22 protein-coding genes and 1 other annotated feature are annotated in these 22,246 nt (G+C 44.9%); of the genes, 19 read left to right on the top strand and 3 right to left on the bottom strand.

Annotated elements, in window-relative coordinates; translation table 11 throughout:
• The first annotated feature begins 23 nt into the window (after positions 1-23).
• The 6 genes from JNUCC31_RS03025 to JNUCC31_RS03000 all read left to right on the top strand — a co-directional run bounded on the left by JNUCC31_RS03025 (position 24) and on the right by JNUCC31_RS03000 (position 6,702).
• Positions 24-773 carry a pseudouridine synthase gene (locus JNUCC31_RS03025; RefSeq protein ID WP_024634051.1) on the top strand — a complete coding sequence of 250 codons (750 nt, stop codon included), beginning with the start codon at positions 24-26 and terminating at the stop codon, positions 771-773.
• A gap of 131 nt (positions 774-904) precedes the next feature.
• The gene (locus tag JNUCC31_RS03020; protein WP_192268433.1) at positions 905-1,432 is read left to right on the top strand and encodes a redoxin family protein; all 528 of its coding nucleotides are present in this window, start codon (positions 905-907) and stop codon (positions 1,430-1,432) included.
• Between the two features lie 14 nt (positions 1,433-1,446).
• A complete protein-coding gene (resB, locus tag JNUCC31_RS03015) occupies positions 1,447-3,120 on the top strand; it encodes a cytochrome c biogenesis protein ResB (RefSeq protein ID WP_192268431.1) in 1,674 nt (557 codons plus the stop codon).
• Entirely contained in the window at positions 3,117-4,379 is a 1,263-nt protein-coding gene (gene ccsA / locus JNUCC31_RS03010; protein ID WP_192268429.1) for a cytochrome c biogenesis protein CcsA, read from the top strand. Before resB ends, ccsA begins: the two co-directional genes overlap by 4 nt.
• A 150-nt stretch (positions 4,380-4,529) precedes the next feature.
• Positions 4,530-5,246, top strand: a complete 717-nt coding sequence (locus JNUCC31_RS03005; protein ID WP_017687664.1) for a response regulator transcription factor — start codon at positions 4,530-4,532, stop codon at positions 5,244-5,246.
• A 55-nt stretch (positions 5,247-5,301) separates the two neighbouring features.
• On the top strand, positions 5,302-6,702 hold the full coding sequence (locus JNUCC31_RS03000) for an ATP-binding protein (protein ID WP_228469470.1): 1,401 nt from the start codon (positions 5,302-5,304) through the stop codon (positions 6,700-6,702).
• 209 nt (positions 6,703-6,911) lie between these two features.
• On the opposite strand, the gene JNUCC31_RS02995 is transcribed toward JNUCC31_RS03000, so the two are convergent.
• Positions 6,912-8,234 carry an IS4 family transposase gene (locus tag JNUCC31_RS02995; protein WP_192265659.1) on the bottom strand — a complete coding sequence of 441 codons (1,323 nt, stop codon included), beginning with the start codon at positions 8,232-8,234 and terminating at the stop codon, positions 6,912-6,914.
• A gap of 309 nt (positions 8,235-8,543) precedes the next feature.
• Here JNUCC31_RS02995 and JNUCC31_RS02990 point away from each other — a divergent pair, with 309 nt between their 5' ends.
• Positions 8,544-9,644, top strand: coding sequence for a collagen-like repeat preface domain-containing protein (locus JNUCC31_RS02990; RefSeq protein WP_192268427.1), 1,101 nt, complete (start codon positions 8,544-8,546; stop codon positions 9,642-9,644).
• Positions 9,614-10,573, top strand: coding sequence for a BclA C-terminal domain-containing protein (locus JNUCC31_RS33900; protein ID WP_323374359.1), 960 nt, complete (start codon positions 9,614-9,616; stop codon positions 10,571-10,573). Before JNUCC31_RS02990 ends, JNUCC31_RS33900 begins: the two co-directional genes overlap by 31 nt.
• Positions 10,574-10,623: 50 nt before the next feature.
• Here the strand turns inward: JNUCC31_RS33900 and serA are convergent, their stop codons facing one another.
• Complete coding sequence (gene serA, locus JNUCC31_RS02980) at positions 10,624-12,219, bottom strand: phosphoglycerate dehydrogenase (RefSeq protein WP_192268425.1); 1,596 nt, start codon at positions 12,217-12,219, stop codon at positions 10,624-10,626.
• 198 nt (positions 12,220-12,417) lie between these two features.
• Positions 12,418-12,648: a binding site (T-box leader), on the bottom strand.
• Positions 12,649-12,992: 344 nt separating this feature from the next.
• Between serA and JNUCC31_RS02975 the strand changes: the two genes are divergently transcribed.
• The 3 genes from JNUCC31_RS02975 to JNUCC31_RS02965 are packed head-to-tail and all read left to right on the top strand — an operon-like array spanning position 12,993 to position 14,847.
• Entirely contained in the window at positions 12,993-13,586 is a 594-nt protein-coding gene (locus JNUCC31_RS02975; RefSeq protein WP_192268423.1) for a type II CAAX endopeptidase family protein, read from the top strand.
• Positions 13,583-14,035 (top strand): hypothetical protein, encoded by a 453-nt coding sequence (locus JNUCC31_RS02970; RefSeq protein WP_192268421.1) that lies wholly within the window; start codon positions 13,583-13,585, stop codon positions 14,033-14,035. Before JNUCC31_RS02975 ends, JNUCC31_RS02970 begins: the two co-directional genes overlap by 4 nt.
• A complete protein-coding gene (locus JNUCC31_RS02965) occupies positions 14,023-14,847 on the top strand; it encodes a metallophosphoesterase (protein WP_192268419.1) in 825 nt (274 codons plus the stop codon). Before JNUCC31_RS02970 ends, JNUCC31_RS02965 begins: the two co-directional genes overlap by 13 nt.
• Before the next feature lie 100 nt (positions 14,848-14,947).
• On the opposite strand, the gene JNUCC31_RS02960 is transcribed toward JNUCC31_RS02965, so the two are convergent.
• Positions 14,948-15,883, bottom strand: a complete 936-nt coding sequence (locus tag JNUCC31_RS02960; RefSeq protein WP_192268417.1) for a polysaccharide deacetylase family protein — start codon at positions 15,881-15,883, stop codon at positions 14,948-14,950.
• A 93-nt stretch (positions 15,884-15,976) separates the two neighbouring features.
• Here JNUCC31_RS02960 and JNUCC31_RS02955 point away from each other — a divergent pair, with 93 nt between their 5' ends.
• From JNUCC31_RS02955 to JNUCC31_RS02920, 8 genes are all read left to right on the top strand, one after another.
• Positions 15,977-16,333, top strand: coding sequence for a hypothetical protein (locus JNUCC31_RS02955; protein ID WP_192268415.1), 357 nt, complete (start codon positions 15,977-15,979; stop codon positions 16,331-16,333).
• A gap of 187 nt (positions 16,334-16,520) precedes the next feature.
• Positions 16,521-17,135: a genetic competence negative regulator gene (locus JNUCC31_RS02950; protein ID WP_192268413.1), complete on the top strand. Its 615-nt coding sequence runs from the start codon at positions 16,521-16,523 to the stop codon at positions 17,133-17,135.
• 42 nt (positions 17,136-17,177) lie between these two features.
• Positions 17,178-17,873 carry a glutamic-type intramembrane protease PrsW gene (gene prsW, locus JNUCC31_RS02945; RefSeq protein WP_192268411.1) on the top strand — a complete coding sequence of 232 codons (696 nt, stop codon included), beginning with the start codon at positions 17,178-17,180 and terminating at the stop codon, positions 17,871-17,873.
• A 414-nt stretch (positions 17,874-18,287) separates the two neighbouring features.
• Positions 18,288-19,634 (top strand): germination protein YpeB, encoded by a 1,347-nt coding sequence (gene ypeB, locus JNUCC31_RS02940; protein ID WP_192268409.1) that lies wholly within the window; start codon positions 18,288-18,290, stop codon positions 19,632-19,634.
• A gap of 155 nt (positions 19,635-19,789) precedes the next feature.
• Positions 19,790-20,443 (top strand): flagellar brake protein, encoded by a 654-nt coding sequence (locus JNUCC31_RS02935; protein ID WP_192268407.1) that lies wholly within the window; start codon positions 19,790-19,792, stop codon positions 20,441-20,443.
• 71 nt (positions 20,444-20,514) lie between these two features.
• Entirely contained in the window at positions 20,515-20,739 is a 225-nt protein-coding gene (locus tag JNUCC31_RS02930; RefSeq protein ID WP_192268405.1) for a hypothetical protein, read from the top strand.
• 103 nt (positions 20,740-20,842) lie between these two features.
• Complete coding sequence (cmk, locus tag JNUCC31_RS02925) at positions 20,843-21,547, top strand: (d)CMP kinase (RefSeq protein ID WP_062327326.1); 705 nt, start codon at positions 20,843-20,845, stop codon at positions 21,545-21,547.
• Entirely contained in the window at positions 21,544-22,131 is a 588-nt protein-coding gene (locus JNUCC31_RS02920; protein WP_192268403.1) for a lysophospholipid acyltransferase family protein, read from the top strand. The genes cmk and JNUCC31_RS02920 overlap by 4 nt, the downstream gene beginning before the upstream one ends.
• Positions 22,132-22,246: the final 115 nt, after the last annotated feature.

Below are 22,246 nucleotides of genomic sequence, written 5' to 3'. Positions count from 1 at the left end.
TAGTGTGAGGTGACATGACAAACATGGAAAGATTACAAAAAATTATCGCACAGGCAGGCATTGCATCCCGCCGCAAGAGTGAGGAACTGATCCTGTCCGGCAAAGTAGAAGTTAACGGGGAGGTCGTAACCGAACTGGGTACGAAAGCGAACCCCGAAGAGGATATGATTACGGTTAATGGAAAACCGATCCGCAGTGAAAAGAAAGTGTACATGATGTTGAACAAGCCGAAAGGTGTTATCACAAGTGCTTCAGACCCGGAAGGCAGGAAAATTGTATCCGACTATCTTAAAGGTGTCAAAGAACGCGTTTATCCTGTTGGCCGTCTGGATTATGACACGGAAGGCTTGCTGATTTTGACGAATGATGGAGAGTTTGCTCATTTGCTGACGCATCCAAAGCATCATGTACCGAAGACGTACCTTGCAACCGTTAAAGGGGTTCCGCATGGTACTGCCCTGGAGAAATTAAAGACAGGCATTATGCTGGATGACGGTATGACAGCTCCTGCAGAAGTCGAGTACAAGGATGTGGATACGGCAGGGAATGAAGCCGTAATTTCCATCACAATTTACGAAGGGCGTAACCGTCAGGTTAGACGTATGTTCGAGGCGATTAACCATCCGGTAACACGTCTGAAACGGATCTCGTTCGGCGGCATTTTGCTGCAAAACCTGAAACGTGGGCTCACACGCAATCTGACCAAAGAGGAAGTCAACAACCTAATTACCCTCGCAAAATCAGAACCCGCCAAAAAAATGAAAAAAAGGTAATGTGAGGACACATAATCTTCATAAAACCGCCGCAGTTTTGTGACGAAATTCGCTATAATTGTTCATAGGATGTTCACAGTTGTCCGAGACGGTTATATCTGAATGATAGTTACTTAAAAGGGGAGCAGCACATGGGGAAATCAAGAAGAGCGGTGCAAATCGTTATTTTGTTATTGATCCTGGTGTTGGGCGGATATGCGATTACGACATCGGTATCCGGCTCGAATGGCAAACCGAAAGAAGGAGACAAAGCTCCTTCTTTCGAACTGCTGGGCCTGGATGGTCAAGTTCATACGTCTGAGGAGTACAAAGGCAAAGCCATGGTGATCAACTTCTGGGGAACATGGTGCGAGCCTTGTGTCAAAGAGATGCCTGCACTTCAAGCGCAAGCGGACAAGTGGAAGGACCAGGGTGTGCAATTTGTTGGTATCAATGTAGGGGAAGACCAAATGACCGTGGAAAATTTTGTGAAACAGGTGGGCGTAACGTTTCCAATTATGCTTGACCGGGACAAAAATTCGATCCGGGATTTCGGCATATCTCCAATGCCCACCACATTTTTTGTCTCCGACACGGGTAAAATCTCCACCATTCATATCGGTCAACTTGACTTGGACACACTTGACGCTCAAATTTCACAACTGGCGAAGCAGCCCTGACAGGAGGTCTAGTCGTGTTTCAGAATACGAAGTGTGAGTGCGGACACCAGAATCCGGTAGGCACCGTGCTGTGTGAAGCGTGCGGCAAGCCGCTGCTGGAGGCTGAGGTTAAATCGGATGAATTACTTGAAATGCGCTATGATGGTATGGCGCGGCGTTCGCAACGTAGTAACCCCAATATGATCGACCGCATATGGAACTTTTTTTCGTCGGTCAAAATTGCCGTATACATGATTGTATTTACGCTTGTTGGTTCCATGCTCGGCACGGTCTATCCACAAGAAAGTACCTTTCTTAATATTGATCCATCCGTTTATTACAAGGACACATACGGTCAGTTGGGTCATATCTATTATCTGCTGGGTCTGTCCCATACATATGAGTCATGGTGGTTTATTTTGCTGCTGGTCCTGATCGGTGCTTCACTGGTCATTTGCAGTCTTGACCGGGTACTTCCGCTATACAAAGCACTGAATAAACAAAAAATACGGAAACACTTGCAGTTCCTTACACGCCAGCGTCTGGTGTACCAAGGCCCTTTTGAAGAGGCCCCAGAAGACTGGATCAAGAAAGCGGTTACGCCGCTTAAAAAGAAAGGATATCGTGTACACACCGAGGGTACTGCATTGCTGGCCGAAAAACAGCGATTCAGTCGCTGGGGGCCGTATGTTATCCATATCGGACTGATTATTTTTCTACTGGCAGTACTTGCGCGGGGACTTCCTGGCCTGAATCTGGATGAGCATGTTGCATTTCCTGAAGGGGAGATTAAGAAAATCCCGAATACATCCATGTATCTAAAGAATGAACAGTTCAACGTAGAGTTTTACACAGAAGATGAAGTGCCTGAACAATTTCGTAACTTGAACAAAACGGTTCCAAAACTTTTCGAAACCAAAGTGGTTTTGTATGAATGTACTGCAGATTGTTCAGACCCTTCAAAGAAACCTCAATTGTCTGAGGTGGCCAGGCATGACGTTCAAGTGAACCATCCATTAAATTATAACGGATTGAAAGCGTATCAGTTTGATTATGACCTGACGCCAACGATCCGTTCGGTAACACCTGATCTGGTCAATACCAAGACAGGTGAGCGGTATGGTTCCATCCAAATTGATATGGTGGATACGCAGCGAACGTTCGAAGCTGGAGCCTATAGTTTGACAGTCAAAGAAAAATATATGGATTTTGCATTGGATGATAATGGACAACCCAAATCAAAGTCTCCTTCGCCTAATGCACCTGCCTTTCTATTTAACATCAAAGGGCCGGATTTGCCCGAAAATGGCATGCAGTATTTGTATTTTGCAAAGCAGGTGGACAAACAGCGTTTTCAACAGGATGCGATTAATACACAGCTGAATGGAGGAGAAATTCCTCTGCAGTTGGAAGTGGACAGTATGGACAAGGTTGATATCATTCAATCCGTGAGTTACCTCAATATACGTATCGACAAGGCCATGCCTTTTGTATGGATCGGGGCTGGAATCGTAATGTTGGGACTGGTTATGGGCTTTTACTGGCACCATCGACGTATTTGGATTCGGATAGATGCTGGACAGCTTACCTTGGGCGGACATACCAACAAAAACTGGTTTGGCTTCAGACGTGAAGTTGCAGCTGTGTTGAAACAGTTGAATGTGGAAGTGGATGAGAAGTCGTTGGATAACGGGGGGAACCAAGCATGAGTTTATTGGATTTCAGCAGCGACGCATTTATCGTATCTTTTTTTCTATATTGTGCTGCATTTATGTTATATGGCGTTGCCGTTATGGGAAAGAAATGGAGTAATCGCGATCCTCAGGCTCATCTAGATCGTTGGGGAAAGCGGGCTTTTATCGCTTCCACTGTTGCATTGGCTGCACATCTTATCTTTTTTGGCACACGCTGGGCGGGTGCAGGCCATATACCGGTAAGTAATATGTATGAGTTTATGAGTTTTTTATCCATGATGATTATGGTGGCATTTATTGTAGTGTACGCAATTTATCGTAAATCCTTGCTGGGGTTATTCGCATTGCCTCTTACGATCATAATTATGGCATATGCCGCCGTATTTCCTCAGGAAGTGCAGCCACTGATTCCTGCTTTGCAGTCGATTTGGCTCAAGATTCACGTGACTTTGGCCGCCTTTGGAGAAGCATTCTTTGCCGTAGGTTTTGCAGCTGGGTTCATGTATTTGTTGCGTACCGTCGACTTTAGTGGCAAGGACAAATCTTCCAGACGCCAGCGTGGATGGGTTGAATTCACGATGATTACAATTGTGGTAGTCGTCGGTTTTATCGGAATTGTATTTGCTTTCCGTGCTTCCGGATATGAGGCGGTTTTTGTACAGAAAACCACTAGCATTGACACAGAGGTACAGGAAAATAGTACAATAGAGAAAGTGGTTTATCGCATGCCTCCCATTTTCGCACCTTATAATAGCGAAGTGGAAAGTATAAAACCGTTTCTTGGCATGAAGGAACCTTTGCTTGAAACGCCTTCCTGGATGAATGGAGTTAATGCCGGGCGTAAACTGAATACAGTAGTCTGGTCATTGATTGTAGGGCTGATTCTGTACGGTCTTATTCGTTTAATCGTAAGAAAACCGCTTGGGCAAGCACTACAACCGATGCTGGATGGTATTGATGCCGATGATCTGGATGAAATTAGTTATCGCGCAATTGCTATCGGGTTTCCTATATTTACGCTGGGTGCATTAATTTTTGCCATGATTTGGGCCCAGATTGCCTGGAGCCGCTTCTGGGGCTGGGATCCCAAAGAAGTGTGGGCACTGATAACATGGTTATATTATAGTGTGTATCTGCATTTGCGCTTGTCCAGAGGCTGGCAGGGCCGCAAGTCTGCTTGGCTGGCTGTGCTTGGATTCTTGGTCGTTATGTTTACCCTCGTGGGTGTGAATTTAATCATCGCAGGGTTGCATTCTTACGCCGGGGCAGACTAGGGTAGGACGTTTTGTTTTCGTGAAGTTCCGGAGAGAAATCCATGAAACATATGTGAAAGCCCCTTCTTTCAATAGGGGCTTTCAAATATTGTTCGCCAGATCGAACATAATAGAAGTAATGAGGAGTTATTGCAAAGGGGCTGGAGTGGAATGGCTGAACATGAGAACCGTATACTGGTTGTGGATGACGAGGAGAGAATCCGCCGACTTTTGAAAATGTATCTCGAAAAAGAAGGTTATGAAATTGATGAAGCGGAAGACGGGGAAACTGCGCTGCGAAAAGCAACTGCGGGTGACTATGGTTTGATTTTGCTTGATGTAATGTTACCGGGTATGGACGGCGTTGAAGTATGTACACGTCTGCGTCAGGTAAAATCAACGCCGGTGTTGATGCTTACTGCAAAAGGCGAAGAAATTAACCGCGTTCAGGGCTTCGAAGTTGGGGCAGATGATTATGTAGTTAAGCCGTTCAGTCCGCGTGAAGTAATTTACCGGGTGAAGGCGATTTTGCGCCGATCTTCAGCGACAGCCTACCTTTCGAAAGAGAGTAATTCGAGTAACAATATTGTATTTCCGCATTTGGTCATTGAACATGACGCTCACCGGGTGACTGCGGGTGGAGAAGAGATCAGTCTTACGCCTAAGGAATATGAACTGTTGCATTACCTTGCGACATCACCAGACAAAGTTTTCTCCCGGGAAGAACTACTCAAGGATGTATGGAACTATGAATTCTTTGGTGATCTTCGTACTGTAGATACGCATGTGAAGCGTCTTCGTGAGAAGCTAAACAAAGTATCGCCTGAATCAGCGGCGATGATTACGACAGTGTGGGGTGTGGGTTATAAACTGGAAGTACCGAAATAGTTTCAATTTCTGGAGATCGCTGGTCGGGAAGTTATGGATCACCATTATTTGCCTTGTGGGCTGTGTACTCATAGCGCTGGGTCTTTTTTTGCTGCCGTATATTGATACAAATTTTGCTGAGTCTGAGTCTAGAGATATCAAGCGTTTGTTCACATATGTTTGTATTATCGGTTTCAGCCTGACGACCTTCTTTGCGTTGTTTCTTTTTACGAAAATTACGCAACCGATGCAGCAGTTAATCCAGGCAGCGAATGCCATACGTAAAGGAAATTACGGTACGCGTCTCTCCCTTGTGACGAGTGATGAGATCGGCGAATTGGGAAATACTTTTAATCATATGGCTGCACAGTTGGAAGATAATATCCGCAATCTTAACCATGAGAAGGAACATTTGGCGAGTGTTCTCAGAAGTATGACTGATGCAGTAGTTACATTCGACGGTGAGGGCAAAGTGATTCTGACCAATCCGCCTGGAGAGAAAATCATGCAGGCATGGTGTGATCTTGACTGGGCGCAGCAGATGGGTGAAGGAAATGAATCGGACAGTTCGGTTAGCTCTTTACGGGAAGTGCCCGAACCGCTCGTTCCGTTGTTCAAAGCGGTCATGGAACAAGGCAAGGATCAGAACTCTAACGTGCATGTGCAACAGGGAGTCTGGTCTGTTCAGATGGCGCCTTTATATGCTGATAGTGTCGTACGAGGTGCTGTAGCCGTGCTTCGTGATGTAACGGAAGAAGTACGACTGGAGAAAATGCGTCGTGATTTTGTCGCAAACGTATCTCACGAAATACGAACTCCACTATCTATGATGCAAGGATATAGTGAAGCTCTTTTGGATGGAATGGCGGCTTCTCCAGAAGAAAGCGAAGAGTTAATTCAAGTTATTCATGATGAGTCTTTACGTATGGGCAGATTGGTTAAGGATCTGCTTGATCTTGCCCGAATGGAAGCGGGACATACGGATATGGCCGTAAAGGAAGTTGACCTGGTTGAGCTGCTGGAACGGGTATACAGGAAGTTTTCCGTACGCTCTAAGGAACAGGATATTCATCTTCAGTTTGAATGCAATCAGTCTTCCATTGAACTTCACCAGGCCGATGAAGATCGGCTTGAACAGGTGTTTACGAATTTGCTGGATAATGCATTCCGGCACACACCGTCGGGCAAAAATGTTGTCATATCAGCAGAATTCTTAACAGATCTGCGGACACCTGCAGCTAAAGTGATTGTAAAAGATGAAGGGGTAGGCATTCCATCTTCGGATCTGCCATTCATTTTTGAACGATTCTACAAAGCAGATAAGGCTCGTGTTCGAGGGGAAAGTGTCGGTACAGGACTAGGTCTGGCGATTGTGAAAAATATTGTGGATGCGCATCACGGCACCATTAATGTCAACAGTGTACTTGGTGAAGGTACGGAGTTTATTTTACAATTTCCTGTGGATTCCCCGAAATAGCCCGATTTCATACAAAAAGTGCGAAAGCACCCTCCTGTAGAGGCAATGTCATTAAGTTTAGCTTAAAGACAAAAATGAGAATAAAAAAATAAAATTGAAACGGCATGGGAAAAGTCCTGTGCCGTTACTTTTTTGTCCAAGTACGAAAAAATGATACAGCAAACAAAGCGGAAGGAATGTCCGCTTAAAAAATGTTCATATGGCACTAATTATGCTACTCTGTATACGAAGCTAACGACTGATTTCCAGCGGATTTTTCGCTTATTCTCCTGTCCTGGTCGATGGGGTCGAATGGGCAATATGTTCTTGCGAATCAGTGCTTCAACATCAGGCGGGGGTTCTTCGTCCCTTGAGCGCAGAAAGTACCTACACACATGAACAGCAACCGTAAAGTTTACTTGGTATAGGTGCTGTTTATCCATTTGCGAAATGATGACGTGCGAGGTCACCATTTCAGCAAAATTGTACAGGATCATTCTTGCGAATATCTCTTGGACGATGGACTCTTGCTTTTTGGCGTGAAAATTGGTCAGACCCACAGTGTATTTTAGTGCCCTGAAAGAAGTTTCAATGCCCCAGCGCAGGTGATAAATAGATTTCAGTGCATCCGGCGGAAAATCATCGGCTGAAAGATTTGTAATGACGGTTTCATAATCGCCCGTTGGCAGTACAAAACGAACAACCCGAAAGAAAATCGGGTAATACAGATTCTCCTGCAGATCCAAAAAATCAAAGGTAGAGGTGGATGGGACGAACTTATACTTCTCAGGCTGAGCCTTAATCTCTTTGGTTTGCTTTTTGGTAAGTGTCAGATGCACGTTCGTATCAAATTCTCCCCCAGAAGGCAAGTGTAAGCCTGAAAGAATCCCCTTTGAATTCAGATCCTTTACCCGAATGACATAGCTCCACCCCTTGCGTTCCAAATGTGCGAAATTGTTGTAGCTTTCATAGCCCCGGTCAGCAATGACAATGGTTTTTCCCTGAATGGGAGAACGATCCACCATCGTGGCGAGCGCCCTTCCCTCGTTGCACAATCTTCGCGGCTGGACGACCGCATCTACATATAGTCGGTTGCATAAGTCATAGGCAGCGTTCAAGTGCAACAGGTTGTAGCCTTTCGTCCCAGGCGCATTTTGAAAGTAGGTATCCGTGTCTGACGAGTCCGTAGCGATATGCAAATCCGAACCGTCAACGGCAAGTAACCGATACCCGCGGTAGTCCTTGATATCCGTGTAGGATTGCGTAAATTGGTGAAACAAGAACTCCACAGCAGACGGCAGAATTTTATTCCGCTGCTGGACAAAAGCAGAAGTGGTTGCGGTGTTCACATCATAGCCTTGGGATTCCAGAAGCTCCTTGTACAGGCTGTTGCCTCCCATAGAGATGAGAAGATGCATTACCGTTTCAAAAGGCAACTTTTTCTTTCGGGTAAAATCGTTTTCCGCGTTTCTAACATAAGGTGCGGGCGCGAGAGACATTTCTCGTATGAGGGATGTCAACTTGTCTTTTAGCGAAATTGCGTACGAATTCATTGGCGTAACCTCCTCTTTGTTTCAAGGGGCTTCGCCACACATTTCTAACAACTTGTCAAGTTTTTTTACGCAAAAAAAGCAGGCCATCTTTTGGATGACCTGCTCTTGTTATTCATTTTTGGGTCTGTGCCTTATCTTAATGACATTGCCTGTAGAGGGTGCTTTTTTGTTGAACAGTACCGTTTAATCTTGTTCAACGTGGAACATAAGAAGTCACTTTTATTTGCATAAAAAAGTGTCCAAGATAATTTTGCCTCCTATGTAACATAAGTTTAAAAACAAGGAAGTAAAAGGAGGATTGGATTTCGCATGCCTGATGAAAGAAAACGGGTTAATATTAAGGCTTTTCTGGAAGGAAGATCGTTTCGAGCGGGATCACTATTTATTCCAATAACATCCAGTGAAGTGGAGCAGTTTCAGTCTATTTTGAGCTCTCTCACTGTGACTATTCCGGTCGCGGTCAGCCAGCCTACTGCGGCCCATATTTTGGCTTTACAAAACAGTTTACGGAATTTACTCTTTTTTGTTAATACTACCAGTTTTCGTCCTGGGGTGAAAGCAGAGCTGCAATCTGTGTTGGAACTCACAATAGCAGGTTCTGAAGTTGTGCCGGTAGCGGTCATCAATTTGGTGGGTAATTTACAAAATCTACTAGATGATTTATTAAGCGTCACATTGCTTCTGGAAGTTTCACCTGACGAAAAAGATAAACTGGTCGGATTGATTCGATCCATATCCATATCTTTAAGTCGTGCCACAAGTTCGTTTGGTACACCCGGAACCCCTGGTCCTCCAGGTCCACCAGAAGTGCCAGGTGTACCCGGGGTGCCTGGTCCAGCCGGGCCAGGAGGAACAGCTGGACCCATAGGTCCTGTAGGTCCCCAAGGCGTACCAGGTCCGCAGGGGTTGCCAGGAGTTGGACTGTATGATATCTCCGTGTTTGATTCAGCTCAGGCACCTGGTTATGTGCAAGGTCAAGTGGTTTTGTATAATGGCAGTCTTTATGTTGTTAATGTGAATGGACCCACGGGTTTACCGGGAAGTTCACCAGACTACACGTTGTTTGTGTCAGGCGGAACAACGGGGGCAACAGGTGCAGGTTTAACGGGCTCGGTTCCGTTTGATCAGGCGCTTGCACCAACATATCCAGCGGGTCAAGTCGTAACATTCAATGGTAGTACCTATATTACAAATGTGGCTTCTCCAACGGGGACTCCAGGAACATCTCCTGACTATATGCTTTTGGCTGGTGCAGGACCTACCGGTGTTACAGGAGCAACAGGCATAGGATTGGATGGAGCAGTTCAAGTCGTAATATTTAACGGCAGTACTTATATTACGAATGTATCTTCACCAACAGGAACTCCGGGTTCTATACATTGCTTGCAGGCGCCGGACCTACGGGAATAACAGGTGCCACCGGCGTAGGACTAAGCGGCATAGTACCGTTTGACCCATCAGTAGCGCCAACGTATCCAGCTGGTCAGGTGGTAACGTTCAATGGTAATACGTTCATTGCAGATGTGGCGTCGCCAACCGGAACACCGGGCACTTCGCCAGACTATACCTTGCTTGCCGGAGCAGGAGCAACGGGGGAAACTGGAGCTACGGGAGTAAGTGTGACTGGCAGTACAGGAGCCACCGGGGCAACAGGAGTTACTGGAGCGACAGGTGTTGGTGTAAGTGGAAGTACAGGAGCTACAGGAGCTACAGGAGCCACAGGAGGCATAGGGGATACAGGAGTTACGGGGGCAACTGGGGTCGCTGGAGATACGGGAATTACCGGAGTCACCGGGGTCGGTGTAACTGGAAGTACAGGAGCCATCGGCGCAACAGGAGTCACCGGAGTCACTGGGGCCACTGGAGATACGGGAGTCACGGGAGCCACCGGCGTTGGTGTAAGTGGAAGTACAGGTGCAACAGGAGCAACAGGAGCTTCCATAACTTCCAATTCAGCTTACGCAGAAAACACGAGTGGTACGATTGTTGTAATATTAGGTGGTACACTTATTCCATTGCCGAATAACCAAAATATAGGAACTGGCATAACGGTCAATGGGGCGAATGACACCTTCACTCTTACAAATGCAGGCCGTTATTATATCTCTTACAAAATAAATCTGACAGCTGCACTCGCTATTCAATCTCGAATTTTGCTTAACGGGACCGCCATTCCGGCAAGTGTAGTATCTCCAACCCTTTCAATTAGTCAGTTGCAATCTGACTTTATTGTGACTGTTACCGCCGGTTCAACAATCCAGTTTCAATTATTTGGGCTTATTGGTACAGCTGTTCTATCTCCTCCGGGGGCGACACTAAACATTATTCAGTTAAGTTAACCAAAAAAGAGGCGATCCTTTACAGGATTGCCTCTTTTGAATATTTGATATTAATGGAGTACAATTTCAACGGCTGTATTGATTTCTGGAAGAGCAGCGAGCTGTACAAGAACATCTTTCGGAACTTCCTTGTCAACTGTCAGAATCATAATAGCAGCTCCACCGATAATTTTCCGACCAACTTGCATTGATGCGATGTTCACATCGTTTTGTCCGAGCAAGGTTCCCACTCGTCCGATAATACCTGGTTTGTCATTATGCGAGATTAGAATTTGGTGACCTTCCGGAGCAATATCCACTGGGAATTTGTCAAGACGCACGATTCGTTCTCCGTAACCGGCAAGCAATGTGCCCGCAACACGGCGCTCCTCGGAATCCTGAGTCGTTACAAGTGTAACGGTAATCAGATTTGTAAATCCTTTGGTAGTCGATGTTTGGCTAACCACTACATTGAGATCCCGCACTTTAGCTAAATGCATGGAGTTGACAATATTGGCTTCTCCACCTAGATGTCTTGCCAGAATCCCTTTTACAATGTAACGAGTTAAAGGGGAAGTATCCACTTCAGACAGGTCTCCAGCATAATCGATCCGAATTTCCTGAACCGCATTTTGAGTGATCTGAGCCGCGAAGCTACCCAGTGTTTCGCCCAGTTTAAAGTACGGCTGTAATTTGTTCATTACTGTTGGAGCCACAGCTGGCATGTTAACTGCGTTTTTGAACGGTTCATTGCGCAGGATGTGCAGTACTTGTTCTGATACATCAATAGCTACGTTTTCTTGAGCTTCTACTGTGGATGCACCCAGGTGAGGTGTAACAATAATGCTTGGGTGATTCAGGAACGGGTGATCAGCAGCTGGCGGCTCGCTCTCGAAAACGTCAAATGCTGCACCAGCAACGATACCTTCATCAATGGCTTCTACAAGTGCCAGTTCATCAACAACTCCACCGCGGGCACAGTTGATAATACGCATTCCCTTTTTCATGACTTCAAATTGTGGACGGGAAATCATATGGCGTGTTTCAGGTGTCAATGGTGTGTGTACAGTCATGAAGTCGGCATTGCGAATGATGTCATCCACGCTGGCCAGTTTAACTTGCAGTTTTTCAGCACGCTCTTGTGTGAGGAACGGATCGAATGCAAGAATGTCCATACCGAACGCTTTCGCTCGTTTTGCAACTTCACTCCCAATTCGTCCCATACCGAGTACACCCAGTGTTTTGTTTCTTAATTCCACACCAAGGAAGGTTTTGCGATCCCAAGTACCTTGAATGGTTTTGGCATAAGCTTGAGGAATGTGTCGCGCAAGTGCCATCATCATGGCAAATGTATGCTCACATGTCGTAATGGTGTTACCATCGGGAGCATTAATAACAATGATACCACGTTGTGTAGCAGCTTCCAGATCAATGTTATCTACACCTACACCAGCACGTCCGATGACTTTAAGATTTGTACCTGCAGTCATAATACGATCCGTAACACGAGTCTGGCTTCGAACCAGAAGGGCATCATAATTGCCGATAATGGCAACAAGTTCATCTTCGCTAAGACCTGTTTTCTTCTCTACAACAACATCATTTGCATCCACCAGTTGCTGGATACCCAGATCACTAATAGGGTCCGACACTAACACTTTGTACATGGTTTCTTCCTCCTTGGTATGTGTATCTATATCGTCAAGGTCTGACCTCACAGAAGAGGTATTCCTTAAAACCATTCCGATCCTTCCTCTCAACAACGCGGTGTCGCAGCAGAGGGGGAGGGTGTAGCAAATAGGGCAATTCCCACGTCTTTACTTAAAATAAATCAAAAAACTCTCAATCCACATACTGCTTGCGCAATAAGGGACGAGAGTTGTCGTGGTACCACCCTAATTCACCGCCGTTTCGCAACGACAGTCTTAGCGGTCAATGAAGACCGAAGAGGATAACGGGTCTAAACCGATTGCACCTACTCCAATTTCAATGCAATAACTCAGGAGCGCTCAAGATCATCTGCCTGCCACCGATTTACACCATCCATCGGCTCTCTGTAAGACAAAGCAACGTCTTTTTTCCATCATCGTGTTTAACGTGACTAATTTTTTCATAATGTATCATGGCTGACATGAGCATGTCAATAGGCATAAATGTTTTAGTTCAATTTACGAAATTCATTTTCTTCAGTGGCAGACAAAGCAAATAAATGTTAGCAATTGACTTCGTTAATGATAAAATCATCTTGATTACAAGCTGTTTTGTGAATCGAATTTTATTGTAGTAATGAACTAATCCATCGGATATAGCTACGCTGAAAAATCGGGACTTGGGGCAGGCCTTGAACCTATTTGGTTTTTTGGCTATGATTTAGTATACTATCCGATTGGACAACGAACTTGTTATCCATCAAATATAAGTCAAGAGGACAGACACATCGATGAAAAAGTTGAAGTTTCCCAAGTTCAAGATTCAGAAGGCTGAACCACAGCAGCTTACCGAGCGCTTGCTCCTGATCAATCTATATTTTACACAAGGTTTAACTCTGATCGTTGGGGTTGTGTGGATTTTATTGCAGAAGCGAAATTTGTTGGATGTGTTTGCATGGCCTGACAGCTACCATTTTATATGGTGGGGACTTGGACTTGCTGGCATAATGCTTGTAATGGACTTGATTCTGTCCTATGTCATTCCTCAAGAAAGTATGGACGACGGGGGGATTAACGAGATGCTGTTTCGACAGCGTCCGATCTGGCATATTGTATGTATAGCAGCCATCGTTGCTGTCTGCGAAGAATTGTTATTTCGTGGAGCTATACAGTATGCGATAGGTCCCTACTGGACAAGTATTATATTTGCAGTGATCCACATCCGATATCTGCGGCATTGGATTCCAACAGGTTGGGTATTTGTCTCCAGTTACGGATTGGGTTGGATTTATTTGCAATCCGGCACATTATGGGCGCCAATATTATGTCATTTTATTATTGATTTGGTGTCTGGATTAGCGATACGTTTTCGGAGGGGATCATGAATCAGCAATTAAGTAGAATGAAGACATACGGCAGACAGCGCCATCGTAACTCGGATAAGACAGAGACGTCTGAGCGTTCTGAAACTTCTCAAGTCAATTTGGTTGTTGAATCAGCTGCTGCCGCGGAGGTGGCCATCATCCCGCAGATCACTTCTGTCTCCATACCAAGATCACAACGCAAATCGAATATAACATCGTTGGAAAGTCCGGTACTCCCCCAGCGGGCACCAGCACGCACCAAAAAAGCACAAAATCCATCAGAAGAATCCGTTTCCGAAGCGGGTACACTGCCTACACGGACAGAGCTTCATCCTTCTCGGCGTTTGCGGCTTAGTAAACGATTTGTAAACTCACTCATTTTTATATTTATTTTGCTTACCATAAGTCTTATTTGGTGGGGAGTGGAAGGAGCGCCTCCTCTGAATACGTTTCTTCCATGGCCTTGGTAATGTGGATCTGGTTTGTGGTCGTTATTTTGGCAGGGATTATCTTGCTGGTTCATATGTGGCGTGAGGCGCATCTTCACCACATTGTTTCCGAAGAGGTTGAAGTGTCGAATTTGCCGTCTTCTTTTGATGGGAGCAAAATCCTGTATTTATCGGATATCCATAAACGCAGACTGAAACAGAAGGATCTGGAGTACCTTCGCAATCAGGTTGACTGGGTTATCATTGGGGGAGATGTGGCAGAAAAAGGAATTTCATGGCCCATTGTCAGACATAACATGAGCTTATTATCATATATAGCTCCTGCATATACCGTGTATGGAAACCACGATAAAAGAGCAGGAACTGTACAGCTCGAACGGATATTCCGGGATACGGGCATTCAACTTTTGCAAGATTCTACCGTCTATCTTCATAAAGGCAAAAGCAAACTTTGCCTGGTTGGATTTGATTATCGTTCAGGGCGAGGGGATTCACTGCTTACAGAGCTGGATACCAAAGATTGCAAAATTGCTATCGTGCACGATCCCCTGCAGGCTCTTCATTTAAATGAACCAGTTGATCTGATATTAAGTGGTCACACGCATGGCGGACAATTGGTAATGCCTGGGTTTGGCCCCGTTTTTCTTAACAAAGCGTACCGCTCGGTATCTAGCGGATGGTTCTCTTTGAGAAAAGATGGTAATGATACCGAGCAGGAAGGCAAAATGCTGGTTAGCAAAGGATACGGAACAAATCATTTGCCGTTCAGACTTTGTTGTCCCGCAGAAATGCATATCATTACTTTGCGAATGCTCTCAAATAAACAGCCTTGATCCACATGGGATCAAGGCTGTTTATTTAACTTTGTATGTTCCTTTATGTCCATTCTAAATCATCACTGAGATTATGCTGAGTGTTGGCCAAATAAGTAAGTTAGCGTGCTTCCAATTCAATGGAGCGGGGGTCGACAAAAGTGTAGCCTTTCTTTTCCAGTTTGGTTAACAACTCATCGAGTGCGTCAACAGTCCAGGGCAGCTCATGCATCAAAATATTACTACCCGGGTTTAATTGATCCAGTACATTCTGGATGACTTTATCCGGTTTGTTTTTGGTACTCTTGTCCCAGTCCAGTGAACCATTAGACCATGTCATATATAACATGCCGTTTTTTTTGACAGTGGCTTTCAAAGCATCATTACCTGAGCCGAAGGGTGGACGGAAGAACTGGGGCTCCACGCCAATCGTATCTTTCACAATCTTTTGAACATCGGTTACCTGTTTGGTAGCTACCGAGGTGGACATCTTTTTCAGATCCTCATGATCCCACGCATGATTTCCTACCACTTGACCACGTTCATGAATGATCTCTAGCAATTCTGGGTGACTCTTCACTCGGTATCCGTTAACAAAAAATATCGCTTTCGCTTCATGTTTATCCAATGTGTCGATTAAAGCATTAATCATTTTTTCTTCTTTGGGGCCATCATCAAATGTCAGCAACACCACTTTGTTTTCACTCGTTTTATCATTGGGCTTGATGTAATAATTGGCGTTCATGTGGTACGTTTTTTCAATATTATCTGTGGATGCCTCTGTACCGGCTGTGCTGTTTGTATTTTCCTTTTCTGTTAGAAACGTATCGTCATCACCGGGTGTTTCCTGATCAGATGTTTTATCCGTTGGGAACTGGGAATCAGTGGAATGAGCTTCCTCTGTGCCAGTTGCAGTTGGACCGTTCTGCTTGTTCGGGGAAGAAGTATCTGATTCGTTGCTGGACCTCGCGATTTCAGGTGATGTTTGTTCTTTTGCTCCACACGCTGACAACAGCATGCATGCAATCATAATTAAGGCGGCGATGTGTCTAACCATGATTTCAACTCCCTTTCCTGTATTTATGCGAATGATATGGCGCGCTCCCGCAAACACTAGTTGTGATTTTAACATTAAGAGGAGGTTGGTGTAATGAAGGCGTCATCTTTTTTAGTGGGCATTGCAGTTGGCGTAGCAGCCAGTACTTGGCTGTCCAAAGGTAAAATGCCAATGCTGTCTTCCGGTTCATCCCGCAGCATGATGAATCAGGCCAAACATAAGATGATGGAGATGACATTCCCGGGCATGGACGGATTCAGCTCCAAATCAAATGAACATGGTGAAGAGTCACACAAGAACTCGCTTAAAAAGAGTACAAGAACAGTTACTCCGCAGGAAAAGGAAGAGAATATGAACATGTTAAAGGATTTTATTCGCACCAATCCAGATGTCAAACATGAAGTTGAGCAGATTTTAACTCAAACAAACACAACAGTACCGGGTTTATAAACCAAAACTCCCCATTAGAATCATCCACAGTCCTGTTTTGATGTGGATTGATTCTTTTTTTGTCGATTTTACTTCGTGCATTTGCAGGTATAAAATGATAACATAACTACATAGATTTATTTTCAGCACATATTGTTTTGTGCATCATAATCTGTTATAAGACTTGCTTATAAAGGGGAGATCCTGTATGAAAATAGAACGATTAAGTCACGATAAGATACGGATTTTCCTGACCTTTGACGATCTGAGCGAGCGCGGAATACAAAAAGAAGATATGTGGCAGGAAATACCTAAAGTTCATGAACTGTTCACTGAAATGATGGACCAGGCTTATTCCGAACTTGGATTTGATGCTACAGGTCCACTTGCAGTCGAAGTATTCGCACTTCCCGCTCAAGGGATGGTTGTCATTGTCACCCGGGGGAAATATGATCCGCAACAATATGGTTCAGGTCATGAGGATGATCTGCCTGAAGAAGTTTATGAGATGGAAGTTACACTGGAGCAAAGTGATTCCATCGTCTATGCATTCAAAGATTTTGAAGTGTTAGTTGAGGCTGCACATATGTTGCATCAGCACGTAACAGATGCAGGAAGACTCTATTCCTATAATGATAAGTGGTTTTTGCATTTGGAACCGGATGACGTGGATTCCACCAAACATGCTGCACTGATAGCGTTGCTCGCTGAGTTCGGTGAAGGATCTTCAGTTACTCCAGCAGTTATGGAAGAATACGGAAAAGTTGTTATGCCTGAAAAAGCGATTGAAGTTATCTGCACCCACTTCAAACGTCAAGAATAAGTTCAAGTTGTAACTGCGTCTTAGTCAGAGGAGGGAATTTCGGTGCTTTTGTTTTCGGTTTTAGCGGCAGCAGTAGCTCCGGGTCTCGCCTTGTTAACATACTTTTATCTGAAAGACCGTTATGACTCCGAACCTCTTCACATGGTATTTCGAGTTTTTTTGATGGGGATTCTGATGGTACTGCCTGTCATGATTATTCAACGGGGTATGATGATCTGGCTTGGAGATAATCCTTATGTTGAAGCCATCCTGATTTCGGGTGGGGTCGAAGAGTTCGTTAAATGGTTTGTGATATATCATATTATCTATAACCACACTGAGTTCGACGAACCTTACGATGGGATTTTGTACTCCGTTGCGGTTTCACTTGGATTTGCTACAGTAGAGAATGTGTTGTATGCCTTTGCGGGGAATGCTTCCGTCTCAGCCATGTTCATTCGTGCATTACTTCCTGTATCGGGTCATGCTATGTTTGCCGTCATTATGGGGTATTACATGGGTCGGGCCAAGTTCACGGATGGCAAGAAGAAACGTTGGTTTCTTATGCTTTCACTCGTCTTGCCATTCTTCTGGCATGCGCTTTACGATGTCATTATGAACACCATGGTGAATCATTGGTTGTGGTTCATTGCCCCACTGATGGCTGGTTTATGGTACGGAGCGATAGGCAAGATTACAAGGGCCAATAACCGTTCTCCTTTTCGATTTGTGAAGCGTGAGGAAGAGATTAAATTATAAAAATTCGGACACACTGGTGGACATGGAGCGCAACCTGCGCCTGATGCCCCGGTGTGTTTTTTTTTGTTTGTACAATATAAAAAATCCCCGGGGAAAGACAAATAGAAACGGGGATACACGTGATGAGGATCAAGATCAAAATTAGATGCAAACAATGTGGTGAACGTTTTACGCTGCGAGGTAAGAAGGAACGAGGAAGAATTGAGACTGGCTTCAAACAGTGTCTATGTGACAATCGGGACCAGTTCGAAATTGAGGAGGATGGCGGTGTAACCTGGGTCCAGTTGAATTAAACGAACAATATTGAACCAACAATTATGAACCGTAATTGGCCAGACTGGAAATCGCATGCATAAGAGGTCTTTCTTCGATCCACAATAGAGGTAGTGGCTTAGAAGAAAGGAGACTCTACCGATGTATAAACGTTTAAGTTCAGTTATGTTTCCGATATTTGCAGTTCTGCTGATCGGTGCTCTCGTATGGGGATACCAAGAGAACCAGGAGAAAAATGCAATTCTGATCAAAGCAGAGAATCAGTATCAGCGTGCTTTTCACGATTTATCTTTTCATATGGACAAATTGCATTCGGAGATTGGGAATACATTGGCTGTTCATGCTACGTCCCAGGGAATGCATCGCAAAGGTCTGATGAACGTGTGGCGACTTACCAGTGAAGCGCAAAATGAGATTAATCAATTGCCGCTTACGATGCTGCCATTCAATGAAACGGAGGAATTTCTCTCCCGTATTTCAAACTTTGCTTATCAGGCGTCCATGCGTGATCTGACAAATGAACCTTTAAGTGAAAAAGAAATGGGCAACCTGAAGAAACTGTATCAGAATTCGTCCGAGATTACCAAGAATCTGCAGGATGTACAGCAGAAGGTTATTACCGATCGCTTACGCTGGATGGATGCCGAGTCAGCAATGGCAACGGAACAACAAACGATGGACAATAGCATCGTGGACGGGTTCCGTACGGTGAACAAAAAGGTTCAGGAATACCCTGAGCTTGATTGGGGTCCTTCAGTCTCCAGCATTTATGCCAAACGTTCGGTGAAAAAGCTGGATGGTTTACCGATGACCAAAGAGCAGATCCAAACTAAAGCTGCCAAGTTTTCTGATGCCGAACACGGTAAGATTCAAGTACAGGAAAATGGTAAAGGTACAGATTGGGAATCGTATACAGCCACGGTTGATCGATCCAAAGACAGTAAATTAATGATGGACTTCACACGTAATGGCGGTTTGCTCATCTCTTACAGTGACACACGTCCGATCGGGACAAAGAAAGTAACACGTAAGGATGCCATGGCAAAAGCGGATCAATTCCTTTCCAATAAAGGTTACAAAGATATGAAGGCGGTCAATTATGATGAGTTTGGAAATCTCGGTAACCTGACCTATGTGCGCAAACAAGGCGATACATTGATTTATCCGGAAAAAATGTCTGTTCGAGTGGGGCTGGATAACGGGGATGTTACCGGTTTCCAGGCAAGTGACTTCGTATATGAGCATCAGAAGAAACGGGAGATTCCCAAAGCGGCTCTCACCGTCGAACAAGCCCGCAAAAAGCTGAATCCCGAATTCAAGGAGAGCTATGCTCGTAAGTCACTCATTAAGAATGATTACAGCAAAGAAGTTCTTTGTTACGAATTCGGCGGACGCATTAACGGCACGAAGTATAGAATTTACATCAACGCCGATACAGGTGTGGAAGAAGCAGTTGAGGAAATCAAACCGGTGAATGAGACCAAATAACATCCAGAGCCGGCAGCTTGTTAAAAATTCAAATCAATTAAGGAACAGACCATCATGGTGGTCTGTTTTTTGTTGTCCACTATGAGAAAGGTCATGGTATAATAGTCCTTGTACATACGATGCGAAGATAAAAAGCTAAGGTGGCGGTGAACAGCTTGTTTCCCAAAATAAATGAAGTTCTATACATCCAGATTGCCTCTGTAGATGAAAAAGAGGAAAGCAAAGAGTACAAATCACGCATTGCAGATGTGGACGATAACAGTTTTTTGATCGAAGTTCCCATGCAGCAAGGAAGCAGTCGGTTAAAAAGGTTGTTTTTTGGCGAGGAGTTGTCCATTTCTTATATTACGGAAGATGGGGTCAATCATTATTTCAACACGTACGTGACCGGATTTGAAGAAGACGTTGTCCGGCTTGTACGAATTCGCAAGCCCTTACCGGATGATATTACCAAAATCCAGCGTCGCAGTTTTTTGCGTGTTCATGCAAATCTTGAAATGGCCATTCAGAGTGAAGATCTGACCCGTGCAGTGGGGTTGACTGAAGATATTGGGGGCGGTGGGTTATCCATACACGGTGAACCTGGCTTTATCATTGCTGAAGGACAGAAGCTGAAATGCTGGTTGCTGATCCCCTATCGTAATGGGGCAATTGAACATGCGAATTTTGAAGCTGAAGTGGTTCGAATCAAAACCACGGAAACAGGCAGACAGCTATGCATGTTAAAGTTCGTACAGATTACGGATTCGGAACGACAGAAGATCATCAAGTTTTGCTTTGAACGACAATTAGATTATCGTACGAAATAAAAAAATGTTGTTTGTCTGGCATAAAAAGGGACAGCGGTGGGCACTGTAATGGGAAAACGGAGGTTCGGCTCATGAACAATCGCCATGCATCCCGAAGATACAAGCGCCTGTATTATGTGTTATCCATGAGGATGGAGAGAAAGGTTATGAAACTGATCGTGTTCCTTTTGATCCTGCTTGTGGTATATCAATTGTTACTTCAAGTGCCTGATTTGAAGAAAAATATGACGACAATTGATCGTTTGGAAGGAACACCAATTCAGATGCAAATGGTAAACGATTTGGTGCAACACTAATTTGTCTGTTTTTGCATCCATGTGTATAGTGTGGTATAATTTTGACGATGCAGGCAATGCCTGTTTTTTTATTGAGGCTTATCGTTTGAGGAGGAATGCCCCGTTGGCAAGCCAGAACACATCAGAGAACGGGAAAATGAACGTTGCAATTGACGGACCTGCCGGTGCCGGGAAAAGCACGGTGGCCCGATTGGTTGCAGAGGCGCTCGCGTATATATACGTCGACACTGGCGCAATGTACCGTGCGGTAACCCTGCATATGCTTCGGAAAGGAATCTCACCGGAAGATGTGCCAGAGGTGCTTCAGGAAACCCAAAAGCTGGTCATTGATTTACAACCGGATCCCGACGGACAGAAAGTGTTCTGTAATGGGGAAGATGTAACCTCGGAAATCCGCTCCCGTGAAGTGACGGGAATCGTGTCCCGATATGCGCAAATCGAGGGGCTGCGTACACAATTAGTGGATACACAGCGGCAAATGGCTTTGCGCAAGGGCGTCGTCATGGATGGACGCGATATCGGAACGACAGTACTGCCCGATGCGGAAGTGAAAATCTTCATGACTGCCAGTGTGGAAGAGCGTGCACTTCGCCGCTTCAAAGAACTGGACCCCTCTGAAGGACTGACGTTGCAGCAACTTGAGCGAGATATTGCCACCCGTGATAAATTGGATGAAGGTCGGGAGATTTCCCCGCTTCGTTGTGCTGAGGACGCTACTGTGCTCGATACAACCAAGATGAGCATCCATGAAGTGGTTGACAAAATCGTGTCTTATTGCACAATGGTCAGAGGAGAGATCGGTCTATGATTTACACATTTTGCAGCACATTACTGCGGATCATTTACACCATTCTTTTCCGCCTGGAGGCTATCGGACGGGAGAACATCCCGAAAGAAGGCGGCGTACTTTTATGTTCCAATCATATCAGTAACTTTGACCCTCCAACGGTAGGTATCAAGATTCGCCGTCAGGTGCGATTTATGGCCAAAAGCGAATTGTTTGATATTCCGGTCTTAGGCCGAATTATCAAAGCCGTAGGCGCTTTCCCGGTTAAACGCGGAGGTGTCAGCAAGGAATCCATTAAGACTTCACTCAACATTTTGCGTAATGGTGAAGTGCTTGGCATTTTCCCTTCAGGAAGCCGTCACAATGATGGAGGCATCGGTAAAAAAGGGGCAGCGAGCTTTGCACTCCGAAGTGGTGCTACTGTTATTCCTACTGCTATTATCGGTAACTACAAGGTTTTTCGTAAGATGAAAGTTGTGTATGGAGCACCTGTTAATTTGGACGAGTTCAAAGAAGATCCATCCGGAGATGCTCTGGAGAGAGCGACGGAGAAGATTATGTCCAAGATTAACGAAATGGTGCAAACGGGCGTGCCGAGCAAGTAAGCAAGGTGGCGTTGGACAACAGAGTGCATGTTTCCATTTTTTTGAGGGAAGCTAAGCTATGCATTCAGTTCTGAAAGTGTTTTGAACTCTGCTACAGGCAGGTTTGAATATAATG

This window comes from Paenibacillus sp. JNUCC-31, from assembly GCF_014844075.1.
Taxonomy (GTDB): domain Bacteria; phylum Bacillota; class Bacilli; order Paenibacillales; family Paenibacillaceae; genus Paenibacillus.
The sequence above is the reverse complement of the archived record's forward strand: the minus strand, read 5'-3'. Positions and strand labels throughout refer to the sequence as shown.